Origin of the sequence: Pseudomonas sp. MEJ086 (assembly GCF_030209025.1) — a bacterium.
GTDB lineage: Bacteria > Pseudomonadota > Gammaproteobacteria > Pseudomonadales > Pseudomonadaceae > Aquipseudomonas > Aquipseudomonas fulva_A.
Genome location: NZ_JARVSV010000006.1, coordinates 45,631 through 62,328, shown reverse-complemented (window position 1 = coordinate 62,328; position 16,698 = coordinate 45,631). Strand labels below are relative to the sequence as shown.

12 protein-coding genes are annotated in these 16,698 nt (G+C 65.3%); all 12 read right to left on the bottom strand.

All coding sequences use genetic code 11. The annotated features are described in order from the left end of the window. Positions 1-40 precede the first annotated feature (40 nt). Entirely contained in the window at positions 41-1,045 is a 1,005-nt protein-coding gene (locus tag QRN22_RS03660) for a chemotaxis response regulator protein-glutamate methylesterase (protein ID WP_042551826.1), read from the bottom strand. Then, positions 1,042-3,333: a hybrid sensor histidine kinase/response regulator gene (locus QRN22_RS03655; RefSeq protein ID WP_042551827.1), complete on the bottom strand. Its 2,292-nt coding sequence runs from the start codon at positions 3,331-3,333 to the stop codon at positions 1,042-1,044. Before QRN22_RS03655 ends, QRN22_RS03660 begins: the two co-directional genes overlap by 4 nt. Continuing rightward, a complete protein-coding gene (locus QRN22_RS03650) occupies positions 3,330-4,010 on the bottom strand; it encodes a chemotaxis protein CheW (RefSeq protein ID WP_042551828.1) in 681 nt (226 codons plus the stop codon). The genes QRN22_RS03655 and QRN22_RS03650 overlap by 4 nt, the downstream gene beginning before the upstream one ends. Further along, positions 4,000-5,253, bottom strand: coding sequence for a CheR family methyltransferase (locus QRN22_RS03645; RefSeq protein WP_042551829.1), 1,254 nt, complete (start codon positions 5,251-5,253; stop codon positions 4,000-4,002). Before QRN22_RS03645 ends, QRN22_RS03650 begins: the two co-directional genes overlap by 11 nt. After that, the gene (locus tag QRN22_RS03640) at positions 5,250-5,765 is read right to left on the bottom strand and encodes a chemotaxis protein CheW (RefSeq protein WP_042551830.1); all 516 of its coding nucleotides are present in this window, start codon (positions 5,763-5,765) and stop codon (positions 5,250-5,252) included. Before QRN22_RS03640 ends, QRN22_RS03645 begins: the two co-directional genes overlap by 4 nt. 4 nt (positions 5,766-5,769) lie before the next feature. Next, positions 5,770-7,392, bottom strand: a complete 1,623-nt coding sequence (locus QRN22_RS03635; RefSeq protein WP_285401385.1) for a methyl-accepting chemotaxis protein — start codon at positions 7,390-7,392, stop codon at positions 5,770-5,772. A gap of 200 nt (positions 7,393-7,592) precedes the next feature. After that, on the bottom strand, positions 7,593-8,321 hold the full coding sequence (locus QRN22_RS03630; protein ID WP_042551831.1) for a tellurite resistance TerB family protein: 729 nt from the start codon (positions 8,319-8,321) through the stop codon (positions 7,593-7,595). A gap of 165 nt (positions 8,322-8,486) precedes the next feature. After that, positions 8,487-10,199, bottom strand: coding sequence for a single-stranded-DNA-specific exonuclease RecJ (recJ, locus tag QRN22_RS03625; protein ID WP_042551832.1), 1,713 nt, complete (start codon positions 10,197-10,199; stop codon positions 8,487-8,489). A 69-nt stretch (positions 10,200-10,268) separates the two neighbouring features. Beyond that, positions 10,269-10,820 carry a YaeQ family protein gene (locus QRN22_RS03620; protein WP_042551833.1) on the bottom strand — a complete coding sequence of 184 codons (552 nt, stop codon included), beginning with the start codon at positions 10,818-10,820 and terminating at the stop codon, positions 10,269-10,271. A 96-nt stretch (positions 10,821-10,916) separates the two neighbouring features. Next, positions 10,917-12,560, bottom strand: a complete 1,644-nt coding sequence (locus QRN22_RS03615; RefSeq protein WP_042551834.1) for a glucan biosynthesis protein D — start codon at positions 12,558-12,560, stop codon at positions 10,917-10,919. A gap of 133 nt (positions 12,561-12,693) precedes the next feature. After that, positions 12,694-13,155, bottom strand: a complete 462-nt coding sequence (locus QRN22_RS03610; RefSeq protein WP_156152627.1) for a hypothetical protein — start codon at positions 13,153-13,155, stop codon at positions 12,694-12,696. Continuing rightward, positions 13,145-16,558 carry an AAA family ATPase gene (locus QRN22_RS03605; RefSeq protein ID WP_042551835.1) on the bottom strand — a complete coding sequence of 1,138 codons (3,414 nt, stop codon included), beginning with the start codon at positions 16,556-16,558 and terminating at the stop codon, positions 13,145-13,147. The genes QRN22_RS03610 and QRN22_RS03605 overlap by 11 nt, the downstream gene beginning before the upstream one ends. Positions 16,559-16,698 lie beyond the last annotated feature (140 nt).

Below are 16,698 nucleotides of genomic sequence, written 5' to 3'. Positions count from 1 at the left end.
GAAGGCGAGTCTCTTAAAAGTTGGACGCAGAGTAAGTCTATCAGCCAAATAGCTCAACGATACGGGGAGCGATGCGTTCGAGGGCGAGTATCTCCTTCGCGGCATCGAGTTCCGCCGCTGCCTTGGGCATGCCATACACCGCGCAGCTGGCCTGGTTCTGAGCGATGGTGAGGAACCCGCGGGCGCGCATGTTCTTGAGCCCCAGCGCGCCATCACGGCCCATGCCGGTGAGCAACACGCCGATGGCATCGCCCGTCCAGTGCTCGACCACGCTGTCGAAGAACACATCGATGGAGGGCCGATAGACGTGGCTGCGTGGCTCTTCTGTATAGGTCAGCTCGCCATTGCGCTGCAGGCGCATATGGTTGTTGGTGCCCGCCAGCAGCACCACACCCGCTTGCGGTTGCTCGCCGTCGCGGGCCAGGCGCACCGGCAGGGCCGACTCACCGGCCAGCCAGTCGGCCATACCAGCGGCGAACACCTCGTCGACGTGCTGCACCAGCATGACCGCCGCATTGAAATTTCCCGGCAATTGCTTGAGCAGCGAGGCCAGCGCCGCCGGGCCGCCCGCCGAGGCACCGATGGCCACCAGCCGGCGTGCCGCCGACGCTCTGGGCGCCTGGGCTGACACGCTATGCTTGCGGCCCGTGTTCTGGCCGATCAACCAGCCAATGTTCTGGATCTTGCGCAGCAACGTCGCCGCGTCAGCGGCTGCGTCGCCGCCCAGCGAAGGCGTATTGACCGCGTCCAGAGCCCCATGGCCCATGGCCTCGAACACCCGGTTGACGTACTGCTCGATATCCACCGAAACGATGAGGATCGCGCACGGGCTCTGCGCCATGATCCGTCGCGTCGCCTCGACCCCATCCATGACCGGCATCAGCAGATCCATCAGCAATAGATCCGGCAGATCGACTTCGCAGCGCTGCAGCGCCTCGGCACCGTTGCCCGCCACCCAGACGATGCGATGCTCCGGCTCCAGAGCCAGGGCTCGGCGCAGAGCCTCCACCGCCAGCGGCATGTCGTTGACGATCCCGATCCTCATTCGTGCGGCTCTCCAACCAGATCGACCACGGCGTCGAGCAACGCCTCGTCATGGAAACTGGCCTTGGCAAGATAATAGTCGGCTCCGGCATCCAGACCACGCCGGCGATCTTCTTCGCGATCCTTGTAGGACACCACCATCACCGGCAGCGATTGCAGGCGGCTGTCGCGGCGCACCAGGGTGACCAGTTCGATACCGTCCATGCGCGGCATGTCGATATCGGTAATCAGCAGGTCGAAGTGCTCGGCGCGCAGGGCGTTCCAGCCATCCATGCCATCGACCGCCACGGCCACGTCATAACCCCGCCCGAGCAGCAGCTTGCGCTCCAGCTCGCGCACGGTCAGCGAATCGTCGACCACCAGCACGCGCTTGCGCTGAACACCGGCAAGCTGGCGGACGCTACGGTCGACCCGCTCCAGGCGACCGCTGCCGAGCAGTTTGGCGACCGACATCAGCATGTCCTCGACGTCGAGGATCAGCACCGGCGTGCCGTCGTCCAGCAACGCACCTGCCGACACATCCTGCACCTTGCCCAGCCGTGGATCCAGCGGCATCACCACCAGCGTGCGCTCACCGACGAAACGCTCCACCACCAGACCGAACAGGTTGTCACGGTCACGGATCAGCACCACCGGAATGCCGTTGTCGCTGGGCTTGCCTTCCGGGCGCTGGAGAATCTGGCTGGCCGCGATCAGACCGACGTGCTGCCCTTCGCTCCAGAAGTGCTGACGCCCTTCCAGTTGAACGATGTCTTCGGCCTGCAGGCGGGTCATCCGTTCGATGTGGGCCAGCGGCAAGGCATAGGCTTCGCCACCGACCTCGACGACCAGGCTGCGCACCACCGACAACGTCAGCGGCACCTCCAGGTGGAAGGTCGAACCCTGTCCCTGGCGCTGCTGCATGCGCACACCGCCGCGCAGTTGCCGCACCATGTGCTGAACGGCATCCAGGCCAACACCGCGGCCGGACACCTCGGTGACCTGATCACGCATGCTGAAACCGGGCAGGAACAGGAAGGCCAGCAGCTCCTCCTCGGTCAGCTGCTCGCCGGTCTGTTCGGTGGCGAAACCACGGCTGATCACCGCACTGCGCAGTTTATGCAGATCGACGCCGCCCCCATCGTCGCTGAGTTCCAGCAATAGCATGCCGGCGTGGTGACGGGCGCGAATCAGTATCTGGCCTTCGGCTGTCTTGCCGCGCGCCAGGCGCACCTCGGGCGGCTCGATGCCGTGGTCCAGAGCATTGCGCAGCAAATGCGTCAGCGGTGCCTCGAGACGTTCCAGCACGTCGCGGTCGACCTGCGTGCTTTCGCCCTCGATCACCAGCCGTACCTGCTTGCCGAGCGCCCGGGCCAGGTCACGCAGCATGCGTTCATGGCCCGACAACACATCGGCGAACGGCCGCATGCGCGACGCCAGCGCGGCGTCGTAGAGGGACTGGGCGCGCTGGCCGCCCTGCCAGCCGAAATCGTCCAGATCGGTCATGTGCTGGGCAAGCACCTGCTGGCACTCGGTGAGCGCCTGGCGGGTTTCCACCAGCATGGCCTCGGCCTGCGCATCGATGCTGCCTTCCGGTAGCGCTTCACGGGCTACGTCGAGGGCGCGGCGCGCGACGGTTTGCAGCCGTTTGAGACGCTGCAGGCCATGGCCGAGGGGCTTGATGCGCTGGAACTCGACCAGCGACTTGCTGGAGATGTCCAGCAGATGGTCGAGTCGCTCGGCACTGACCCGCAGGATGCGTCCACGCCCCTCGCCCTGCACTTCGCCGCCTTCGGCTCTCGCCCTGACAGGTGCACTTTGCGGCTCCGGCGATTCCTGTACGAACGGCTCTGGCTCGGCGATGACGGCGGGCGCCACCGGCACCGGCACCGCTGAGCGCTGGGCCGGTACGTAACCACCCCGCGCGAGAGCACCGAGGCGTTCGATCAGCGCATCGACAGCCGCGCCGGTTCCATTCGTATCGGCCGCGGGCGAGCCCAGGCTCAGCAGAATGTCGGCGCCTTGCAACAGCGCATCGATGTATTCGGGTTGCAGCAACAGGCGGCCTTCCTGAGCCTCCACCAGGCAGTCTTCCATTACGTGAGCGACCTTCACCCCGGCGTCGAGACCGACGATACGTGCCGCGCCCTTGAGGGAATGGGCTGCGCGCATGCAGGCTTCGAGGGAGTCCGCATGACGCGGATCGCGCTCGAGCACCAGCAAGCCGTTGTTGAGCACCTGGGTCTGGGCCTCGGCTTCGAGCTTGAACAACTCCAGCAGCGAAGCGTCGCGCATCTGGTCGGGCGTCATCCGAGGCTCCTGGCGATGGTTTGCTGCAGTATCTGCTCGTCGAGCAGGGTCACGCTGCGACCTTTCCACTGGAGAACCCCGGAGGCGAAACGCCGCGCCATCGGCACACTGCCGTTGCCGGTCTCGACCACCTGGCTGACGGCAATGGCCTCGATGCCTTCGACCTCGTCGACCGGCATGACCACCGGACCATCCGCCAGGCTGAAGATCAGCATGCGTGGCACCACGCGACGTTCGGTAACCGCCTCGGCGCTCTCCAGCCCGAGCATCTCCGCCAACGAAACGCAGGCCACCAGCGCGCCACGCACGTTGGTCACCCCCATCAAACCCAATGAACGCTGGTGTGGCAGCGAGTGGATCGAGGTGCGCGTCGCCACCTCGCTCAATGCACGGGTGGCCAGCGCCAACCAGGCCTCCCCTACCCGGAAGATGAGAATCGAACGACGCTCGCCGCTCTCTTCCTCGACCCACTCATGCTCTGGCTCATCCTCATCGCGCTGCAAAGCGAATCGATCCAGCAGGCGGGTAGCCAGGGACGCGTGAACCTCGCAGTTGCGACAGTGAATGTGCTGGACCAGGCGCTCACAGGACTTGTCGCCCTGCACGCCGATGCGGTTCCAGCAATCGTCGATGGCCGCCCGTTCGACATCGCTCAGCGGCAGAAGACTATCGGTCATCGCGGCTCACTCCACGCCCGGCACGTTGCTGCAGGCGCTTGGCGCCCGCCAGATCACCACGGGCAGCGAGCAGCGCCGACAGGTGAGCCAGCGCTTCGGCGTGCCTGGGCGCCAGATACAGGGTTTTGCGGTAATAATCCTGGGCCTCGCTGCTACGCCCGGCCACATCACTGAGCAGGCCCAGCCAGTAGAACGCCTGAGCCGTCGGGCCGTGCGCGGCGAGATAGCGTTCGCAGGCCATGCGGGCTTCGTCGCTGCGCCCGGCGTTGGCCAGCGTGGCGATTTCATCCAGGGCGGCATCGCCTGCGCCTGCGGCCACCGGCGGCGGCGCTGCGGCAGGCACCCGGCGCACCGGCGGTTTGTCTGGCGCAGCGACAGGTGCTGCGACCCGTGCCCGCGCGGGCATGGCCGGGGCGACCTGGCGCAGCGAGGCCGCGAGGCGCGGCGGCGTGTCACTGGTTCGGCGAAACACGAAGGCCAGGGGGATGTTCAAGGCCTGCATGCCAACCTGGCTGAACAGGCTGGCCTCGGCCGGCCCGATGAACAGTGCACCGTCGTCACGCATGAGCCGTTGCAGCACGGCCGCCACGGATTGCTGGGTCGGTCGGTCGAAGTAGATCAGCAGGTTGCGACAGAACACGAAATCGTAGGGCGCCTCGCCAGCCAGCAGACCGGGGGCCAGCAGGTTGCCGGCGAGCAGACGGACCTTGCGACGCACCTCGTCCTGGAGCTGAAAGCCTTCCGGGGTTTCGACGAAGTGCCGATCACGAAAGCTCAGGTTGTCGCCACGGAACGAATTGCGCCCGTACAGCGCTCGCTGTGCGCGAACCAGTATCAGCTCGCTGATGTCCATGGCATCGATGCGAAACGTTTCGCCCGGCAGCCCGGCATCGAGCAGCGCCATGGCAATGGAATACGGCTCTTCGCCACTCGAACAGGGCAGGCTGAGTATGCGCAGCGGGCGAACGCCCATGATCTGCGCGACCCGCTCACGGGCCAGTTGCGCGAGCGCGACGAAGGATTCCGGGTAGCGAAAGAACCAGGTCTCCGGTACCACCACGGCCTCGACCAGTGCCTGCTGCTCGATGGCGGAGGCCTGCAGTTGCAACCAATAGGCCTCCTCGTCGGCACAGCCCAGTGCCGCGACGCGCTGGCGAACCGCACGTTCGATCACCACCTGGCCTACCGACTCGGCATCGAGTCCGATCAGGCCATGCAACAGGCGCTCGAAACGGCCGCTCATACGCTGGCCTCCAGGGTTGCCGCGAACAGCAGCTCACGCACCGCTTCGTCGAGCAGATCGGCCACGCGGACCCATTGCACCAACCCCTGTTCGGCCTTGAGCACCGGCCCCAGGTAGCGGGCATTGGGCACGCTCACCCCGGCGTCGACGAATGCCTCGGCGGGGCTGCGCAGGGTATCGCTGGCCTGTTCCAGAATCAGTCCCAGCAGGCGAGCAGGCTGGCTCGCCTGGGGCTGGTAGTTGACGATCACCAGGCGCGTGCTGGTGCGCACCGTGGCTGGCTGACCGAGGGCCTGGAAAGACAGGTCGAGCACCGGCACCGGCTTGCCGCGATAGGCGAACAGCCCGGCAACCCAATCGGGGGCAGCCGGGATCTGCTTGAAGCTGCGCAGCGGCATCACTTCGACCACTTCACGAACATCCAGGGCGTAGCGATCCGTGCCCATGCTGAACAACAGGAACAGCTGACCGGGGCTACGCCGCCCCGGCGATGGCCTGCCTGTTTCGCTCACCGGCTCAGACCTTGAAGCGGCTGACGCCGGTACGCAAACCGTTCGCCACCAGATTGAGGTCGTCGATCGATGCGCTGGCCTGGCGTAGCGACTCGACGGTCTGCGACGAGGCTTCACTGAGCTGCACCAGCGCCTGATTGATCTGCTCGGCACCGGTGGACTGCGCCTGCATGCCTTCATTGACCATCAAGACACGGGGCGCCAGCGCCTGCACCTGATGGATGATCTGCGCGAGCTGCTCGCCGACCTGGCCGACTTCGCCGATCCCGCGGCGCACTTCCTCGGAGAACTTGTCCATGCCCATCACGCCGGCGGAAACCGCCGACTGGATCTCGCGAACCATCTGCTCGATATCGTAGGTAGCCACGGCGGTCTGGTCGGCCAGACGGCGAACTTCGGTGGCGACCACCGCGAAGCCACGGCCGTACTCGCCAGCCTTCTCCGCTTCGATGGCGGCGTTGAGCGACAGCAGGTTGGTCTGGTCGACGACTTTGACGATGGTGGTGACCACGTGATTGATGTTGCCGGCCTTCTCGTTGAGGATCGCCAGCTTGGCGTTGACCAGCTCGGCGGCGCTCATCACCTGGTGCATGGTGTCTTCCATGCGCGCCAGGCCCAACTGCCCTGCTCCGGCCAGGGTCGACGTCTGCTCGGCGGCGCCGGAAACCTCGGTCATGGTGCGCACCAGATCCCGCGACGTGGCGGCGATTTCCCGGGAGGTGGCACCGATCTCGGTGGTGGTAGCCGCGGTTTCCGTGGCGGTGGCCTGCTGCTGCTTGGAGGTGGCGGCGATCTCGGTCACCGAGGTGGTGACCTGCACGGCGGAACGCTGCGCCTGGGCGACCAGCGTCTTGATCTCTTCGGCCATGCCGTTGAAGCCGGTTTCGATGGCACCGAACTCGTCACGACGGCCGAGGTTCAGGCGCACGGTCAGGTCGCCACTGGCCAGTGCCTGCAGGGTGTGTACCACCTGCTGCACCGGGCGGGTGATCGCCTGCATCAGGAAGTAACCGCATACGAAAGCAGCGATGATTGCCAGCAGCACAGATACCACCATGCTCAATTTGGCTCGGCTGACCGCAGAAACGATATCCCCGGCAGAGGAATACGCCACATCGCGATTAAGCTCGATCATCGAAGTGAGCTGAGTACGCCCGACGTTCCAGGTATCGGTCAGTTGCCCGGCCAGCTGGGCCCGCGCCTCGACGGAGCGGCCTTCGTCATAGACCGTCAGCACGCTGGTCTGCTGCTGCGCGAACAGCTCGCGGGTCTGATCGAAGGCCTCCAGGGCACTCCGGTCAGTGTCATCGCGAATGGTCGCCCGGTAGTCGGCAAGCGACGCGACCAGCTTGTCGCTGGCGCCCTTGATCAGTTGACGGTCGGCATCACTGAGCCTGTGTTGCTCCTTGATACTGACCTGCACGATGGTCTGGTGGAACAGGTCCGTCCAGGCACTGCGCACCTGAGTGATGTGGAACATGCCAGGCATGGCATCGTCCAGCAGACGGGTAGCCCCACCCTCGACCTTGAGCAGGCGCTCGAAGGATGCCGCGGCCATCAACAGCATGATCGCGATGATGATCGCGAAACTTGCCTGGATACGCTGGCGAACAGTCCAGTTCTTCACATTCAACCCCATCTGCCGAGACTCTAAATGAAGCCTGCGGGTAGCCTCCGCAGGTCATGCGCCGGACTCTATGGGCGTTGCGGTTGCAGCGCAAGCGAGACAGACCTATTTACTGTAGCAACAGGCGCTTGAGTGTCAGGGGGGAAGAAGAAATAAGGCTGCCGAACGGCACTGAGCCGTCGGCAGCCGGTGCGGCGGAGTTACTGCAGATCCTGGCGAACCTGGGCTTCGAGTTCGGCCTTGAGGGCCGGGTCGAGCTTCAACTGGCGGGCCAGCTCTTCCAGGTAGGCGCGTTCCATGAAGTGCTCTTCATCGACCATCAGCACGCTGGCGACGTACATTTCCGCAGCCATTTCCGGCGTGCTGGCCGAACGTGCCACATCCGCGGGGTCCAGCGGTTTGTTCAGCTCGGCCTGCAGCCAGCGCTGGGTTTCGGCGTCGCTGGCCAGTTTGCTCAACTCGCCTTCGATCAGCTCGCGCTCGCGCTCGTCGACATGGCCGTCGGCCTTGGCCGCAGCCACCAGCGCCTTGAGAATGCCCTGGCTGTGCAGCTCCACCTGGGGAGCAGGCAGACGGTCGAGGGTCTGCGGCTCGCCCTGTGGCGCACCGGCCTGCTTCGCCTGCCAGTTGCCATAGGCCTTGTAGGCGATCACGCCCAGCGCAGCGAGGCCACCATAGGTGATGACCTTGCCACCGACCTTGCGGGCGCTCTTGTTGCCCAGCAGCATGGCCAGCGCGGCACCACCACCGGCGCCCTTGAGCATCGAGCCGATACCACCGTTGTCAGCCTTGCCGGCGCCACCACTGCCGCCGCCCAGCAATCCACCCAGCGCTCCGCCCAGCCCCGAAGAGGACTTGCCGCCGGTTTTCTGTTGCAGCAATTCCTGCCCGGACTTCAGCAGTTGGTCGAGCAAGCCGCGCGTATTCATGGAGATCTCCAATGGTTCAGGAACGGACGAATCTACTGCGAAGCCTGGCCGACGTTGGTTACAGATTGCGTCAAGATATTGCGCGTACGGCCGCGTCGCACAGGCAGATAGACAATCGGCCTGTGGGCAACGTTCAAGATAGCGTCGGGGCTCCGTGACTGAACGTCAACGCGGCGCCAGGTGAGAGATCAACAACTGCACCGATTCCTGACCACGGAATTCGTTGACGTCCAGCTTGTAGGCCAGCTCGACCCAGCGCACCGTCGGGTTGGGCCACACCTCACGGTCGACGCCAAAGGCGATGCCGTCCAGTTGCAGGCTGCCGCACTCGCTCTTCAGCACCACCTTGAGGTGGCGCTCACCGACGATGCGCTGCTGCACCAGCTGGAACGCGCCATGGAACAGCGGCTCGGGAAAATGCTGCCCCCAGGGCCCGGCATTGCGCAGCTCGCGGGCCAGCGGCAGGTTGAACTCGTCGATACTCAGCACGCCGTCGGACAGCAGCCGCCCGGTCAGGTCGTCCTCGCAGAGCTGACGACGAACTTCTTCGTCGAACGCCGCGGCAAAGGTCTCGAAGTGCTCGGCCGGCAGTGACAGGCCGGCGGCCATGGCGTGCCCGCCGAACTTGCTGATCAGCCCCGGATGGCGCGACGCCACGGCATCCAGCGCGTCGCGGATATGAAAGCCCGGTACCGAGCGCGCGGAGCCCTTGAACATACCCTCCCCGGCGTCGGCGAAGGCAATGGTCGGACGGTGATAGCGTTCCTTCAGGCGCGAGGCGAGGATGCCGATCACTCCCTGGTGCCAGTCGGCCTCGAACAGGCACAGCCCGAACGGCAGGTTTTCCAGGGGCAGATCCTTGAGCTGAGCCAGCGCCTCGCGCTGCATGCCCTGCTCGATGGCCTTGCGGTCCTGGTTGAACTGATCGAGCTGCACGGCCATGTCACGGGCCAGGCCTTCGTCCTCGCAGAGCAGGCATTCGATCCCCAGGCTCATGTCGTCGAGACGCCCGGCGGCATTCAGGCGCGGGCCGAGAATGAAGCCCAGGTCGGTGGAGGTGATGCGCCCATGCTGCTTGCCGGCGACCTCCAGCAACGCCCGCAACCCCGGCCGCGCGCGCCCGGCACGGATACGCGCCAGGCCCTGGTGGACCAGAATGCGGTTGTTGGCGTCCAGGGGCACGACGTCGGCCACACTGCCCAGGGCCACCAGGTCGAGCAACTCGCCCAGATTGGGCTCGGGACGCTCGGCGCTGAACCAGCCCAGCTCGCGCAGTCGCGCACGCAGCGCCAGCAGCACGTAGAAAATCACCCCGACGCCGGCCAGCGATTTGCTCGGGAAGCTGCAGCCCGGCTGATTGGGATTGACGATGGCATCGGCGTCAGGCAATTCGTGGCCCGGCAGGTGATGGTCGGTGACCAGCACCTTCAGCCCCGCCGCCTTGGCCGCCGCGACGCCCTCGATGCTGGAGATGCCGTTGTCCACGGTGATCAGCAGTTCTGGCTCGCGGGTCAGCGCCACGGCGACGATTTCCGGCGTCAGGCCATAGCCGTACTCGAAGCGGTTCGGCACCAGATAATCGACATGGGCAGCGCCCAGCATGCGCAAACCGAGCATGCCGACGGTGCTCGCGGTGGCGCCATCGGCATCGAAATCGCCGACGATCAGCAGGCGCTGGCGCTCGCGCAGGCCTTCGACCAGCAACGCCACCGCCTCCTCAATACCCTTGAGCTGGGTGAACGGAATCAGCCGTGCCAGGCCCTTTTCCAGCTCCACTGCCGAGAGCACCCCACGGGCCGCGTAAAGGCGGGTCAACAACGGTGGCAGATTACCCAGATCGGGCAGAGAAGCGGGAAGCGGGCGGGACTCGATACGCATGGACGTCGGATTCTACTCGTGCGGTGAAACAGGGGGCGCGCCAGGCCCGCAGGCGTGGCGCGGGTCGGATCAGTTGCCCAGCGTTCGCTCGCCAGCCAACCACTCCACGGGAATTTCGTGCTGGCCGCGCTCGTCGGTCACGAACAGCTCGCCATCGCTGATCATCACGCTCCAGCTCAGGGAACGGGGCAAATCCAGGGACAGATCGGCCAGTGCCTCCTGACCCAGGGCGACCACGTTGATGTTCTTCAGGGTGCGCACCGGGTCGAGGCACTTGGTCTGCCACACGCGCAGGTTGCCGTAGGCCACCAGGCTGAATTTCTCGGTACGGCGCGAGCACCAGGTGATGCGCTCGCTGTCCGGCTGGCCGACTTCGATCCAGTGCAGCACACGACCGTCAAGGCTCTTCTCCCACAGCGCCGGCTCGTCGACATCGGACAGGCCGCGGCCGAAGGCCAGATGCTCCTGATAGAACAAGGCATAGGCGATCAGCCGCGCCGCCAGACGCTCCTCGGTTTCCGAGGGATGACGGGCCACGGTGAAACGCAGGCTCTCATAGATGCTGCGATCGATATCGGTGAGGTTGAGATCGATCTTGTAGGTCGTGGACGGCTGGGCCATGGCGCACTTCTTGGAATTCGGAAAAGTGCGCCAGTCTAGCAGGCCAGCTGGAAGCGTGGGCAGAGCGCCGCCCAAAGGGGCGCCTGCCCTGCCTCGTCAGGACTCGGCTTTCCAGTCCGGATAGCGACGCTCTGCTGGCGCCGGCGGGAAGTACTGGTACAGCCAGGTTTCGCTCAGCACTTCCTTGTTGTCGACGCGGCGCAGGTAGGCACGCATGTTCACAGGCTCGACGCTGTCGCTGCTCGGGAACCAGTCGAACTGTGCGCGGAAGCCTTCGACTTCCGGGTACAGGGCAAGGATGCTGAAATCCTTGACCTCACCGTGGGAAGCCTCGACGACCACCTCGACCTGGGCCTTGGCGTCCATCTTGGCCAGCGGGCCGCCACCGAAGTCGATGGCGAAACGACGTGCCCACTGCTTTGGCCAGTGCTCGCCCGGCGCCCAGCCAAGAGTGAAACCACCCATGCCGGAGCGGGTAGCCTGCACCTGCGCCAGGGTCGGCTTGACCGGCGGCAGCGCTGCCCAGTGCAGTTTGTAGCCGAAGTTGAGCGACGTGCCGGGCTCGATGGCCTGCTTGGGGTTCCAGAAGCAGACGATGTTGTCCATGGTTTCGCCGGTGGTAGGAATCTCCAGCAGATCGATGCTGCCCTCGCCCCACGGGGTGGTCGGCTCGACCCACAGGCTCGGCCGGCGGCTGTACCAGACCACGGTGTCCTGATACGACTTGAAGTCATGGTCGAACTGCACCAGGCCGAAGCCTTTCGGGTTGGTATCGGCGAAGGCGTTGAACTGCAGTTTCTCCGGATTGTTCAGCGGTCGGCAGACCCACTCGCCGTTGCCGCGCCACATGGACAGGCGGTCGCTGTCGTGAATCGCCGTGGCGACGAAATCACACATGCGCCGCTCGTGCCCGCCGCAGGAAAACATGCTGGTCATCGGTGAGATGCCCAGTTGCTTGATGGTCTTGCGGGCATTGATGTGGGCGTCGATGTCCATCACCACGCGGTCTTCCAGGCAATCGATATCGAAGCGGAAGGCACCGGTGGCACTCGGCGAATCGAGCAACGCATAGAGGACGAAACGGGTGGCGTTCTTGTCCGGCGTTTCGAACCAGAACTCGGTGAAATCGGGGAATTCTTCCGGCGTGTCGGTGAAGGTATCGACGGCCAGGCCGCGAGCCGACAGGCCGTACTGGCCGGTGTTGTCCACCGCGCGGAAATAGCTGGCGCCGAGGAATGAGACGATGTCGTACTTGGCGATGTTCGGCTGTTTGAACACCTTGAGACCGGCGAAGCCCAGGTCACCCTTGAGCTGCGCAACGTCCACGCCACTCTTGCCGTATTCGAACAGTTCGGGACGGAAATGCACTTCGCGGGCGACCCGGCTCTTGGCATCGACGGCATGCATGCGCACGGGCTGACGAAAGCCCATGCCGACGTGGAAGAACTGCACATCCAGCTGCCCGTCCAGTTCGTTCCACAGCGAGTGCGCCGGGTCGTACTGGATGGCATTGAACTGCTGGGGCGTCAGCTCGGCGAGGGTCTTGGGCAACACCTCGGCGGTGCTCTTGTAGGCCCTGCCGGCCATGCTCTTGGCGCGCGACTGCAGCTGTTTGAAATCGAAGGGTTCGGCCTTGCCGTCGGCGGTTTCGGCGAAGCTGCGCAGGCTGAACAGTCCGGCAGGAAGACCGGCACAAGCTGCCATCAACATGGAAGCTTTCAGGAGGTTACGTCTTTGCATGGGCGTACCTGATGGGTTGGGATCTGCCCGAAGGCGATAAAAAAGACCTACAACAGATAGCCCTACCCGCCACATGGTTCCACGGAGAATTTGCAACCGTCAGTGTGCGGCCGCAGGATGACAGGCGAAACGCCTAGCGTTTCGCTTGCAGCAGCGCCCTGATGGCCTTGCGATCACGCTTGCCATCGCGCTTGCCGAGCAGCTCGAGAAAGGCGAAGGAATCGAGGCCATTGAGCGTGGCCTTCGGGCTGACGATCTTGCGCCGTGGATCGGCGCCGCCTTCGAGCAGCAGCTTCACCAGCTCCGGCTCGTCATAGAGGATCGCGCCATTGAGGGCGGAGAGGCCCATCTGATCGGGTTCGTCGACCGGGCAACCGGCCTGCAGCGCCTCTTTCATCTGCGCCAGCGCCATGTCCTTGCGCGCTGGCGACTCGCCATAGGCGGCGGCCATCAGGGTCAGGGTCGGTGCCTGCATGCTCGCATTGCCAAGCACGCAACCACGCTCGTCGATCACCTGCAGGCCATGATCGTCCTGGGCATCTTCGGCATGGGCAAGGCTGGTCAGTAGGCACAGCACAAGAACTTTAGACCGCATAACGTTTCTCCAACGTGCTGTAACCCATGCCAACCCCCTTGCTGACCTTGAGCTGCACGGCGACCCGCTCCTTGAGCGCCTCGACGTGGCTGATCACACCGATCATCTTGCCGCTGGCGTTGAGGTTGTCCAATGCATCGAGGGCGACCTCCAGCGTTTCCCCGTCCAGGGTACCGAAGCCTTCATCGAGAAACAGCGAGTCGATGCGCGTCTTGTGGCTGACCAGATCGGACAGCGCCAGAGCCAGGGCCAGGCTGACCAGAAAACTTTCGCCGCCGGACAAGGTGCGCGTGTCCCTGGCCACATCGCCCTGCCAGGTATCGATCACCTCCAGTTCCAGCTCACCCAGCGACTTGCGCGCCAACTGGTAACGACCATGCAGGCGCTGCAGTTGACCATTGGCCAGGTGCACCAGATGGCCGAGGGTCAGCCCCTGGGCGAAACGCCGGTACTTGGCGCCGTCGGCCGAGCCGATCAGGCTGTTGAGCTGTTGCCAGCTATCGTACTCGCGGCGCTGTGCCTCGATGGCCTCGAACAGCGCCTGCTGATTGAGACGGCGCTGGGCGTCGCCCTGCAACTGCCCGCGAATTTCGCCCTGGCGCTGGCCCAGCTGCTTCAAGGTCGCCTGCAAGGCCTGCAGCTGTTCGTCCAGATGCTCGGCACTGTGCTCGGTCTGTGGGTCCGTATGCAGCGTGCTCAACTGCGCTTGAGCCGAGGCATGCAGCGCTCGGGCTTCGGTCTGGGCTTTCTCCAGGCGCTGCCTGAGCGCCAGCAACTGCTCGCGCTGGCTCTCGTCGAGCAGGGCTTCCAGGAACTCGCCTTCATCGCCGAACGGGCTGCCCTCCAGTGCCGCTTGCCAATGAGCGGCAGCGCTCTGCTCGGCCTCGCTCAGACCGACCTGCCGCTGAGCGAAGCCCTCCAGCGTGACGCGCAGTTCCAGGCCGCGCTGCTCCGCACTCCGCCACCCCGCCTCGGCCGACTCGAGACGTGCAGCGGCCTGGTCCAGCAACCCGGTGACCAGCGGTTCACCGCCCGCCTCCTGCCAGCGTGCTTGCCACTGTTGTGCCTGTTTATCCGCATCGGCGACCTGGTGCTGCAAGCCTGGTTGCTGCTGTGCCAGCACCTGACGCCGCTGCTGCGCCTCCTGCCAGCGCCCGGCGTCGGCCTTGCGATCGGCCAGCCAGGCCGCTCCGTCAGCGGGTAGTGAATGACCGAAGGCGGCCAGTTGTGCCGTCAGTTCGGCCTCGACCTGGCCGTGGTGCTCTCGCTGTGCGTCGAGCTGCTCGCTCAACGCCTGCGCCGCCGCCTGGGCGAGATCGCGGTCGCGCTCGATGGCGCTCAGTTGCTGCTGGGCCGCCAGATGTTTCTGGGTGCTGATGCCGGCATCCTGGCGGGTGCGTTCGAGTTCCTGCTTGAGGCCATCGAGCTGCTTGAGGGTCGCGTCGACCTCGACGCGTTCGGCGATCTGCCGGGTTTGCGCGGCGGCGAGTGCTGGCTCGTCATCGGGCAGTGGGTCGAGCACCTCGCCCTGACGCTGCCAGGCAGCGACCAGCGCATCGAGCTGGCGCTGCAGTTCCTGCTCCTGCTCCCTGCTCTGCGCCACCTGGGCCTGCAGCGCGGCAAGCTGATTGCCGAGATCCTGCCCCTGCTCGGTCAGTGCCTCGAGCGTCTGCCGCGCCTCATCGCGCTCACGCTGGGTCGCCGATACGTCCAGTGCCTGATAGGCGGCGATGGCCGGGTGCTCGGTGGAACCACACAACGGGCAGGCCTCGCCCGCCTGAAGTTGGCTGCGATAGGCCTCCAGCGCCTGAATGCGCTGCTCCTGCTCGAGGAGCTTGTCCTGATCGGTCAGCCGCTGCTTGACCTCCCGATAGCGCTCGCGCAATGCCGAACGCCGCCCCTCGCGCTCGGCCAGATCGTGCTGCTGTCGGGCAAGACCGGCCGCAACGCGCTGCTGTTGCTGCCCGAGCTGGCTACGTCGCTCAGCCAGTTGCCCCAGTTGCTCCAGTGCGCTGCCGCGGGCGTGCACCTGCTGCCAGTGATTGCGCCAGTCGGTTTCGCTGCGCCCGGCCAGGGCCTTCTGCCAGCGCGCTTCCACCTCGGCGACACGCTGTTCGGCATTGGCCTTGGTCTGGGCGGCAGCCTCCACCGATTGGGCAAGCCCGCTGAGGCTGAGCTGAAACTGCTGCAACTGATCGTCGCCAGCCCGCCGCCTGGCCTGTAACGTGGCCATGGCCTGCTGCGCCTGATCGCGCGCGTCGAAGGCATGCTGCCAGCCGCTGAGCTGGGTGCTCAATCGTTCATGGTCGGCAGAGGCCTGCAACTGCACATCGAGGGCGCGGCACTCATCGTCCAGGCGCTGCAAGGCCCCGTGCCTTTCCAGAGCGATCGCAGCACTGGCCTGCGCTGCCAGCTCGAGACTCGCCTGCAGACGTTCAGCGACTGCGGCAAGCTCCTGACGATGCGCTCGTTGTTGATCTTCACTGGTCGCCAATGCCCTGGCAGCCTCGCGCCTGGCCTGATACGCAGGCTGTAGCCGCTGCGCGGGCTCGCTCTTGTGCAGGCGCGTGAGTTCGCTGGCCGCCTCGTGCTCGGCCTGGCTGGCGGCCTCGACCTGAATGGCCGCCGCCGTGACCTGCGCCTCGGCGCGCGCCAGATCGGTCAGCCACTGCCGCTGTCGGCCGGCTTCGGCGAACGCGCTCTGCGTTTCGCCTTCCTCTACCGCCAGTTGCGCCGCCTCGTCACCAAGGGCCTGGCGCTGCTCGTCACCAAGCAGCTCGACGCCCTCGGCACGGGCGCGCAACTGATCGAGATGGGTCTTCACGTCGCGGGTCTGCTCGAACACCCGCTGGGAAATCAGCCCGTAGATGTCGGTACCGGTCAGCTCTTCCAGCAACTCGGCGCGCTGGTTGGCGGAGGCCTCCAGAAAAGCGGCGAAACCGCCCTGGGCCAGCAGCATCGATTTGGTGAAACGGCCAAAATCCAGGCCGGTCAGGCGCTCCACTTCGCGGGGTTTCTCACTGAGCTTGTCGGTGATGATCTCGCCATCCAGCCGTGCCAGCTCGGCCTTGGCGCCCTGCAACGCGCCGTCGGACTTGTCCCGCGCGCGCCGCTGGCTCCAGAACGCGCGATAGCCCTGCCCCTTGACCTCGAACTCGACCTCGGCCAGGCACTCGGCCGTGTGCCGGGTCATCAGCTCGTTTTCGCCGCCGACCCGCTCCATGCGCGGCGTGCGGTGGTACAGCGCCAGGCAGATGGCATCGAGCAGGGTGGTCTTGCCCGCACCGGTCGGCCCGGTGATGGCGAACAGGCCATTGCTGGCGAAGGGCTCGGCGGTGAAATCGATCTTCCACTCGCCCTTGAGCGAGTTGAGGTTCTTCAGGCGCAGGCTGAGGATTTTCATGGAAACGGTGCTTCGCTCGGATCAATGGCAGGCCTCTATTGTGGCACTGTTGCCGAGCTGCGGGGATCGGACTCGAACCAACGCGTTTGACGTGCGTCGTAACAAAAACGTCCGGCTGCCCCCGCAAGGCGCGGGTAACG

Excerpts from the sequence above, each read along its gene's own strand:
- QRN22_RS03615 (WP_042551834.1), bottom strand. The coding sequence starts at position 12,560 with ATGCAAAGACGTAACCTCCTGAAAGCTTCCATGTTGATGGCAGCTTGT.
- QRN22_RS03620 (WP_042551833.1), bottom strand. The coding sequence starts at position 10,820 with ATGGCCCAGCCGTCCACGACCTACAAGATCGATCTCAACCTCACCGAT.
- recJ (WP_042551832.1), bottom strand. The coding sequence starts at position 10,199 with ATGCGTATCGAGTCCCGCCCGCTTCCCGCTTCTCTGCCCGATCTGGGT.
- QRN22_RS03660 (WP_042551826.1), bottom strand. The coding sequence starts at position 1,045 with ATGAGGATCGGGATCGTCAACGACATGCCGCTGGCGGTGGAGGCTCTG.
- QRN22_RS03650 (WP_042551828.1), bottom strand. The coding sequence starts at position 4,010 with ATGACCGATAGTCTTCTGCCGCTGAGCGATGTCGAACGGGCGGCCATC.
- QRN22_RS03630 (WP_042551831.1), bottom strand. The coding sequence starts at position 8,321 with ATGAATACGCGCGGCTTGCTCGACCAACTGCTGAAGTCCGGGCAGGAA.
- QRN22_RS03605 (WP_042551835.1), bottom strand. The coding sequence starts at position 16,558 with ATGAAAATCCTCAGCCTGCGCCTGAAGAACCTCAACTCGCTCAAGGGC.
- QRN22_RS03645 (WP_042551829.1), bottom strand. The coding sequence starts at position 5,253 with ATGAGCGGCCGTTTCGAGCGCCTGTTGCATGGCCTGATCGGACTCGAT.
- QRN22_RS03655 (WP_042551827.1), bottom strand. The coding sequence starts at position 3,333 with ATGACGCCCGACCAGATGCGCGACGCTTCGCTGCTGGAGTTGTTCAAG.
- QRN22_RS03610 (WP_156152627.1), bottom strand. The coding sequence starts at position 13,155 with ATGCGGTCTAAAGTTCTTGTGCTGTGCCTACTGACCAGCCTTGCCCAT.